The 7680-nt window shown below is 72.2% G+C and carries 9 protein-coding genes; all 9 read left to right on the top strand.

Going from position 1 to position 7680, the window contains the following annotated elements; all coding sequences use genetic code 11:
• Positions 1 to 1611: sporulation protein SsgA (locus ACFW1I_RS05345; RefSeq protein WP_384666244.1), on the top strand; the 1611-nt coding region annotated here is incomplete at its 5' end.
• Between the two features lie 181 nt (positions 1612 to 1792).
• On the top strand, positions 1793 to 2296 hold the full coding sequence (locus tag ACFW1I_RS05340) for a hypothetical protein (RefSeq protein ID WP_384666242.1): 504 nt from the start codon (positions 1793 to 1795) through the stop codon (positions 2294 to 2296).
• A gap of 9 nt (positions 2297 to 2305) precedes the next feature.
• On the top strand, positions 2306 to 2494 hold the full coding sequence (locus ACFW1I_RS05335) for a hypothetical protein (protein ID WP_384666240.1): 189 nt from the start codon (positions 2306 to 2308) through the stop codon (positions 2492 to 2494).
• Complete coding sequence (locus tag ACFW1I_RS05330) at positions 2494 to 2769, top strand: hypothetical protein (RefSeq protein WP_384666238.1); 276 nt, start codon at positions 2494 to 2496, stop codon at positions 2767 to 2769. The genes ACFW1I_RS05335 and ACFW1I_RS05330 overlap by 1 nt, the downstream gene beginning before the upstream one ends.
• A gap of 84 nt (positions 2770 to 2853) precedes the next feature.
• Positions 2854 to 3579 carry a DNA methylase gene (locus ACFW1I_RS05325; RefSeq protein ID WP_384666236.1) on the top strand — a complete coding sequence of 242 codons (726 nt, stop codon included), beginning with the start codon at positions 2854 to 2856 and terminating at the stop codon, positions 3577 to 3579.
• Positions 3576 to 4505 (top strand): bifunctional DNA primase/polymerase, encoded by a 930-nt coding sequence (locus tag ACFW1I_RS05320; protein WP_384666235.1) that lies wholly within the window; start codon positions 3576 to 3578, stop codon positions 4503 to 4505. The genes ACFW1I_RS05325 and ACFW1I_RS05320 overlap by 4 nt, the downstream gene beginning before the upstream one ends.
• 194 nt (positions 4506 to 4699) lie before the next feature.
• A complete protein-coding gene (locus tag ACFW1I_RS05315) occupies positions 4700 to 5890 on the top strand; it encodes a DUF3631 domain-containing protein (RefSeq protein WP_384666233.1) in 1191 nt (396 codons plus the stop codon).
• Between the two features lie 252 nt (positions 5891 to 6142).
• Complete coding sequence (locus ACFW1I_RS05310; protein ID WP_360307320.1) at positions 6143 to 6352, top strand: helix-turn-helix domain-containing protein; 210 nt, start codon at positions 6143 to 6145, stop codon at positions 6350 to 6352.
• On the top strand, positions 6352 to 7527 hold the full coding sequence (locus ACFW1I_RS05305; RefSeq protein WP_384666232.1) for a tyrosine-type recombinase/integrase: 1176 nt from the start codon (positions 6352 to 6354) through the stop codon (positions 7525 to 7527). Before ACFW1I_RS05310 ends, ACFW1I_RS05305 begins: the two co-directional genes overlap by 1 nt.
• The last annotated feature ends 153 nt before the right edge of the window (positions 7528 to 7680 follow it).

Genomic DNA, 7680 nt, shown 5'->3' with positions numbered 1-7680 from the left:
CTGGTGCGCGGGTGCGCGCCCCCCGCCCCGCGATCGTCCCACACCCCGCCCCCCCCGAACCGGGTCACCGCGCAGATCGCACTGGAGCCCGGCGAGCAGACCAACGAGGACGTCTCCAAGGTCCTGCCGCGTCTCGCGTCCGCGCTGGACCTGCCGACGACGGCGCTGCGGTTCCAACCCAACGCCGACTCCGCCCGCCGCGGCGAACTCGTCATCGTCCCCGAGGACATGCTCGGCGAGGTGGTCGAGTACGACGGACCGTCCAACCTGGGCGGATCAATCGCCAACCCGCTGGTCATCGGCCGGTACGACGACGGCTCCCCGCTGGTTCTGTGGCTGCCCGGCGACCCCGAGCAGGGCCGCAACGCCACCCACCTCCTCATCGCCGGCGGCACCGGCTCCGGCAAGGGCGACGGCGCCCTCAACGTCCTCACCGAGATCGTCTCCCGCACCGACGTGAACGTGTGGCTGTCCGACCCGAAGTCCTTCCAGGACTTCCGCCCCCTGCTCCCGGCGTTCGACTGGGCCGAGGAGGGCGGGCCGGGCACGGAAGCCATGGTGGAGGCGCTCCAGGCCGTCATCCCGGCCCGCACCCGCTGGCTTGGAGCCCACCGCTACCGGCAGTGGACCGTCCAGGCCGCCGCGAAGCAGACCGACCCGGCGCACTCCTGCCGCCCCGACGGCAGCGCGTGCGGCTGTGAGGGCATGGCGTTCCTGGTCGCCTGGTTCGAGGAGGCCGCGAACACCCTGCGCAGCCTCGGCGATGACGCGTTCACCGGGATCGCGCAGGAGGCCCGCGCGGCCGGCGTCTCCCTGGTGGTCTCGCTCCAGCGCCCGAGCTACGACCAGATGAGCACCAGCACCCGCGCCTCCCTGCCCAGCGTGCTCGCGTTCGGCTGCGACCCGCGGGACGAGGGCTTCGCCCTGCCCGAGTCGGTCCTGGACGCCGGCGCCCACCCGGGCGCGTGGGGGAACCGGCGCCCCGGCTACTGCTACCTGGTCTCCGCCGGCATCCCCGAGGACCGCTACCCCGCCCCCGGACGAACCCGCCAGTTCACGACCCGCTCGATGGACGTGATGGAGCAGCTGGCGGACTGGGCCGCCGCCCACGGCGCCCCAGTCGACCCGGTCACCGTGAAGGCCGCTCAGGCGACCGTCGGCAACGCCTACACCCACCGCACCCACCACACCCACAACGGCCCGGCGGTCGCCTCCACCACCGCCCCCCACCTGACGGCGGTGGACACCGCCGAGGAGGACGAGGAGATGACCGAGGGTATGTGGCTCGACCCGGAGGACGACGGCATCGACCCCGACACGGACCTGCCCGGCGACGAGCCCGGCGACGACGCACCCCTCTTCGGCATCGAGAAGGGCCGCAAGCCCTCCCCGGAGGAAGCGCGGGTGCTGTTCGAGGAGGCGCTGGAGGAGTTCGAGATGGAGGGCCGGATGATCGTCGGCCCGAAGGACTTCTCCGACTGGTGCGAGACCAACGGCTACAGCCGACCGTGGATCTCCGCCCGCCTCAAGGACGCCGCCCTCGACGGCCGCCTGGAACCCACCAACCAGACCGGCCGCTGGCGGATCGTCCCCGCCCTCGCCGCCGCCTGACACCCGGCCTGACGCCTGACACCGTCAGGGCCCCGTGACACCCAAACCCTTAGGCGGGAGCGGGTGTCACGCGCCCTGACACCCGCGCCTGACACCCCCTGACACCGCCGTGACACCCCGGCATCCGGGCCCGTGACACCCGAGTCGCGGGCCCGCCCCACACCCCGAGAAGGGCCTCGCCATGCCCGACCACACCCACACCCCGACACCCGTCATCCACCACCCCATCCCGCTCCCCGCGACCCACCACGCCGTCGTCCCCGCCGCCCCGGCCGGGCTCCCGGCGGTCACGTCCGTCCAGCTTCCCGACGGCCGGATCGTCACCGGCTACACCCTCACCCCCGCCCCGCCCGCCCCGCCCCGCCCGGTCGGGTCGGTTCCGGCGTGGGCCAAGACCACCGCGCTCCTCGCGCCGACCGTCGGCGGCGGCACCGCCGCCGCCGGCATCGGACTCTCCTACGCCGCCCCGGGACTCATCGCCATGAGCCAAGCCCTGTGGTCCGCCGCCGCCCTCGTCGTCGCCACCGTCATCGCCGCCCCCCTCGCCCTACGCACCGCCCGCCGTGCCCTCACCGGCGACAGCAGCAGCGGCGGGGGATCGGTCCGCACGACCACCCACATCACCCAGAACATCACCTCCACCGGCCTCTTCGGCCGCGCCAACGGCACCATCAACCACCACTAGGGAGCCCCGGTGCCCCAGCCCCTCCCCGGCCGCATCGCGGACGCCGCTGCCCTGCTGATGGGCAAGCACACCGTCCGCTGCCCCCAACCTGATTGCACGGTCCGCATCCGCTACCGCGACGTCACCCCCGCCGAGGCCAAGCGGCTGACCGACCTGGCCACTGACCACACCCGCCACGACAGCGTGAAGGAGCACTGATGGCCACCAAGCTCGTCACCTGCTACATCGCCGTCTGCGACCTGTGCGGGAACACCTCCGACTCCGAGGGATACACCCCGCACCTCGACAGTCCCGAAGAAGCCGTGCAGCACGCCGTCGACTCCGGCTTCGACGACCACAGCGGCTGGACCCTCACCCCCACCGGCCTCCTCGTGTGCGACCTGGCCAAGGACACCGCCCACGAGGACGCCCACGCCGAGGCCGGCAAGCGCATGAGCCCCTGCGCCATGAGCGTCACCTTCACCCACGCCTAGCTACGCCGAGGGCGGCCCCCGTCTCGCCAAAGCCTGGGGCCGCCCTCGTCACCAGCACTTCTCACAGAACTGGAGACACCCAGCATGACCCATCACGTCCCGATCCGGCGAGACGGCGCCCGGCCGCTGCTGCTGGACCTGTTCTGCTGCGCCGGCGGCGCGGGCACCGGCTACCAGCGGGCCGGGTTCGACGTCGTCGGCGTCGACATCGCCCCGCGCCCCAACTACCCCTTCCGGTTCGTCCAGGCCAACGCCCTGGAGGTTCTGGCGGACCTCATCGCCACCGGGGAGATCGAGCACTTCGCGTTCGTCCACTCCTCGCCGCCCTGCCAGGACAAGTGCGCGTTGACCGTGGGCACCAACCGCGCCAGGGGCTGGGGCGGCACCCACGTCGACCTGGTGGCGCCCACGCGGATGCTGCTGGAGGCGTCCGGCCTGCCGTACGTCATCGAGCAGCCCAACGGCCGCGCGGAGATCCGCAAGGACGTCACCCTGTGCGGCGAACAGTTCGGCCTCGGCGTGCTGCGACACCGCAACTTCGAACTCGGGCATTGGAACGTCACCCGGCCCGCCCACCCCAAGCACCGGGGCCGGGTACGCGGGTGGCGGCACGGGGTGTTCTTCGACGGCCCGTACGTGGCCGCGTACGGCAACGGCGGCGGCAAGCCCACGGTGCCGGAGCTTCAGGCCGCCATGGGCATCGACTGGACCGACGTCCGCGAGGAACTGACCGAGGCCATTCCCCCGGCCTACTCCCAGTGGATCGGCACCCGGTTCCTCACCCAGGCCCGCACGGGGGTGGCCGCGTGAGCGACCTGCCGTCCATCGACATCCCCGGCTTGGGCCTGCTCGCCCACGCCATCGCCGCCGCCGAACGCGGCTGGCACGTCTTCCCCCTCCGCCCCCGCGACAAGCGGCCTGCCGGCCACCCCGAACGGGACTGCCCGCGCACCGGCCGGTGCGCGGGCGGGCACCGCACCCCGGAACAGCGGGCCACCACCGACCCCGACCTCCTCGTGGCCGCGTGGACCCACGCCCCGTACAACGTCGGCATCGCTACCGGCCCCTCCGGCCTGCTCGTCGTCGACCTCGACACGCTCAAGGCGGACGACGAGAAGGAAACGCCTGACGGCGTCGCCAACTTCGAAGCGCTCTGCGAGCGCGTCGGACACGCCGTCCCCCACACCCACCGCGTCCGGACCGCCCGTGGCGGGCAGCACCTGTACTTCACCCAGCCCCAGGGGGCCCGGCTCGGCAACACCGCCGGACGGCTCGCCAAGCACGTCGACACCCGAGGGTGGGGCGGGTACGTCGTCGCCCCCGGCAGCAGCACCCCGAACGGCACGTACGACATCCTTGACGGCCGCCCGCCGGTCCCGCTGCCCGACTGGCTCCACACCGCCCTCACCACCCCGCGCGAGCCCGTCCGTACGGCGAACCCGGCTCCGGTCGTCGTCCTCGGCGGCGGGTCCCGTGCTGCCGAGGTGGCGCTGGAGCGCGAGCCCGCCGCCGTCCGGGCGGCCGAGAAGGGGCGCCGAAACGCGCAGTTGCTGGCGTCCGCCCGTGCCGTGGGGCGGTTCGTCGCGTGGGGAGACATCCCCCGGCACGTGGCCGAGGAGGCTTTTCAAGCGGCGGGGGAGGCGGCCGGACTGTCCGCGTCCGAGTGCCGCGCCACGATCCGCAGCGCTCTCGACTGGTCCATCCGCACCGCCCGCCCCCGGCCGGCCGCCGCATGAGCCACCCCGAACCCCCCTCCCTGAAAAGCCCCACCGCCACCACGCCCCGGCCCGCAGTCGCCGAACCGGCCCGGCCGAGCGACGCCGTGGGCGCCGAAAAGGTCGTCGCCGAAGGCGTCCCTTCAAGCTCTGACCCGCACCCGGCCGACCACCCCAACCACCACACCCCCGCTCACGCACGGAGGGACACCCGCATGCCCGAGCCCATCGACGGCGCTGCCCTACTCAACGAGGTGGAGGCGTTCCACCGACGGTTCAACGTCTTCCCCCGCGAGGGCGCCTACGTCGCCGTCGCGCTCTGGGACGCCCACGCCCACCTCCTCGACGCCTTCGACTCCACCCCCCGGATCGCGTTCCTCTCCCCGGAACCCGGCTCCGGCAAGTCACGCGCCCTGGAGGTCGTCGAGACCCTGGTGCCCCGTCCGATGCTCGCGGTGAACGCGCGGGCCGCCGCCCTGTTCCGGTCCGTCTCCGACTCCGCCGGACGGCCCACGATCCTCTACGACGAGATCGACACTGTCTTCGGCCCCAAGGCCGGAGACAACGAGGAGCTGCGCGGCTTCCTCAACGCCGGCCACCGCCGCTCCGGCGTCACCTACCGCTGCGTCGGGGATGGCGGCAACCAGACCGTGGTCGAGTTCCCCTCCTACAGCGCCGTCGCCGTCGCCGGACTCGGCGGACTCCCGGACACCATCACCACCCGCTCCGTCATCATCCGCATGCGCCGCCGCGCCCGGAACGAGAAGGTCGAGCCCTTCCGCGCCCGGCTCCACGAGGCCGAGGGCAACAAGCTGCGCGATCGGCTCGCACAGTGGGCCGAGCAGGTCCACAAGGACATCGCCGGACGCTGGCCCGAGATGCCCGACGGCGTCACCGACCGGGCCGCCGACGTGTGGGAACCTCTCCTCGCCGTCGCGGACGCCGCCGGCGGCGCCTGGCCCAAGCGGGCCCGCGAGGCGTGCGTGGAACTCGTCAACGCCGCCCGCGCCGACGACAAGGGCTCCATCGGCATCCGCCTGCTGACCGACCTGCGCGACCACGTCATGGTCGGCATCGACCGGCTCCCCACCGTCGCCATCCTCGACCGGCTCTGCGCGCTGGAGGAGGCGCCGTGGGCCGACATGGCCGGCCGCCCCCTCGACTCCCGGGGCCTGGCCAAGATGCTCGGCGAGTACATGACCACCGACAACACCCCCATCAAGGCCCGGAACATCAAGACCGCCGGCGCCGTGCTGAAGGGCTACTACGCGGCCGATCTGCACGACGCCTGGGAGCGCTACTGCCCCCCTGTCCTCCTGAGGGCCGCTACTTCCGCTACCGCCGCTACCCCGCAGGTCAGCGAGCCGGAAACGGTAGCGGAAGACCTCTTCACGTCCGCTACCTGATCCGCTACCCCGCTACCCGCCCCGGCCGCCCGAGCCGGGGCCGGTAGCGGACTCATCCGCTACCGCTACCCCATCCGCTACCGCCGATCATGCCCCTGACCTGGGAGGTAGCGGAGGTAGCGGAAGTAGCGGACCTGACAGGAAGGGGCCGAAGAGGCCCCGGCACCCCACAAGGAGTCATGTCTGATGAGCAACCTCGCTCACATCGGGCGGAGGCTCGCCGCCGCGCCCGCTTCGGCCGTGCCCGCGCCGCTGGAGGAGAGGTACCTGTCCGTCCCCGAGTTCGCCGCGATGCTCGGGACCACGGAGCGCTTCCCGCGTCGTCTGGTGGCCGAACGGCGCATCCGGTACGTGAAGCTCGGGACGCACGTGCGCTTCCCGCTCAGCGTGGTGCGGGAGTTCATCGCCGCCCACACCGTCGAGCCCATCCAGCCCCGCCGTCGCGCGAGGAGGGCCGCCTGATGGCTCCGAAGCGGAAGAAGCAGATGACCATGCGCCGATTCGGCGCGGTGCGGCAGTACCGCTCCGGACGCTGGACGGCCTCCTACCTCGACCCGACCGGCGAGCGCCGACGCGCACCCGAGACGTTCGAGACCAGGACTGACGCCGAGATCTGGCTCTCGCAGATCGAGGCGGACATCACCCGCAACGCCTGGCGCGACCCGGACGCCGGCGCGGTGAACTTCGAGGAGTACGCCACGAAGTGGGTGGTTGAGCGGGGAGTCGCCCCGCTCACGCAGGAGCTGTACACCCGCCTCCTCCGGCTCCACATCCTCCCGACGTTCGGCGGATTCGACCTCGACGAGATCACCCCTCCCCGCGTGCGGGAGTGGCGGGCCGAGCGGCTCGCCGCCACCGGCGCGGCGACCACCGTCGCCAAGTCCTACCGGCTACTGAAGGCCATCCTGGAGACCGCGGCCGACGACGAGTTGATCCGCCGGAACCCCTGCCGCATCCGCGGCGCGGGCAAGGAGGTCTCCAAGTCGGGTCAGGTGGCGACCGTCGAGCAGGTCGACGCGCTCGCTGAGGCCGTGGGCATCAGGTGGCGCCTGATGGTCTACCTCGGCGCCTACGGCCCCATGCGGCCGGAGGAGCAGGCGGAGCTGCGCCGGAAGGACGTCGACGTGGACAACGTCACGATCGTCATCCGGAAGGCGGCGCCGGAACTCGCCACCGGCAAGCGCGCCGAGGGGCCGACCAAGTCGGAGGCCGGGAAGCGTGTCGTCGTCCTGCCGGAGTTCCTGCGGACGGACCTCCAGCGGCACATGGACTGGTACGCGGAGAAGGGGCCTGAGGGGCTGCTCTTCGTGGGGGAGAAGGGGGCGCCCTTCCGGCGGTCCACGTTCGGGCGGAGGTGGAAGAAGGCGCGACTGAAGGTCGGCATGCCGGCGTCCTTCCGGTTCTACGACCTCCGCCACACCGGGCACACGCTCTCCACCCGATCGGGCGCCACGCTGAAGGACACGATGGTGCGGGCCGGGCAGTCGACCGAGAAGGCCGCGCTGATCTACCAGCACTCCGACCACGACCGGCAGAAGGAGGTGGCCGGCGGGCTGGACCGGATGGTGCGGACGGCGCGCGAGCAGGCCCAGGAGAAGGTGCGGAAGGAGCAGGAGAAGAGGTCAGGTGGTGCGTAGGTGGTGCGGGGCGCCTGAGGAGGTCTAGACAACAGAGAAGGGGGGGGGGGGGGGGGCGGGCCGGGTCACAAAAAAAGGGGCACTGGGTAGTAAACCCCCCCAAAAAAAGTGTGGGTCATATTATTAAAATAAAAAACAAAAAAACACACAACC

This window comes from Streptomyces sp. NPDC058955, assembly GCF_042741435.1.
Classification (GTDB): Bacteria; Actinomycetota; Actinomycetes; order Streptomycetales; family Streptomycetaceae; genus Streptomyces.
The sequence above is the reverse complement of the archived record's forward strand: the minus strand, read 5'-3'. Positions and strand labels throughout refer to the sequence as shown.

Excerpts from the sequence above, each read along its gene's own strand:
- ACFW1I_RS05325 (WP_384666236.1), top strand. The coding sequence starts at position 2,854 with ATGACCCATCACGTCCCGATCCGGCGAGACGGCGCCCGGCCGCTGCTG.
- ACFW1I_RS05305 (WP_384666232.1), top strand. The coding sequence starts at position 6,352 with ATGGCTCCGAAGCGGAAGAAGCAGATGACCATGCGCCGATTCGGCGCG.
- ACFW1I_RS05315 (WP_384666233.1), top strand. The coding sequence starts at position 4,700 with ATGCCCGAGCCCATCGACGGCGCTGCCCTACTCAACGAGGTGGAGGCG.
- ACFW1I_RS05330 (WP_384666238.1), top strand. The coding sequence starts at position 2,494 with ATGGCCACCAAGCTCGTCACCTGCTACATCGCCGTCTGCGACCTGTGC.
- ACFW1I_RS05340 (WP_384666242.1), top strand. The coding sequence starts at position 1,793 with ATGCCCGACCACACCCACACCCCGACACCCGTCATCCACCACCCCATC.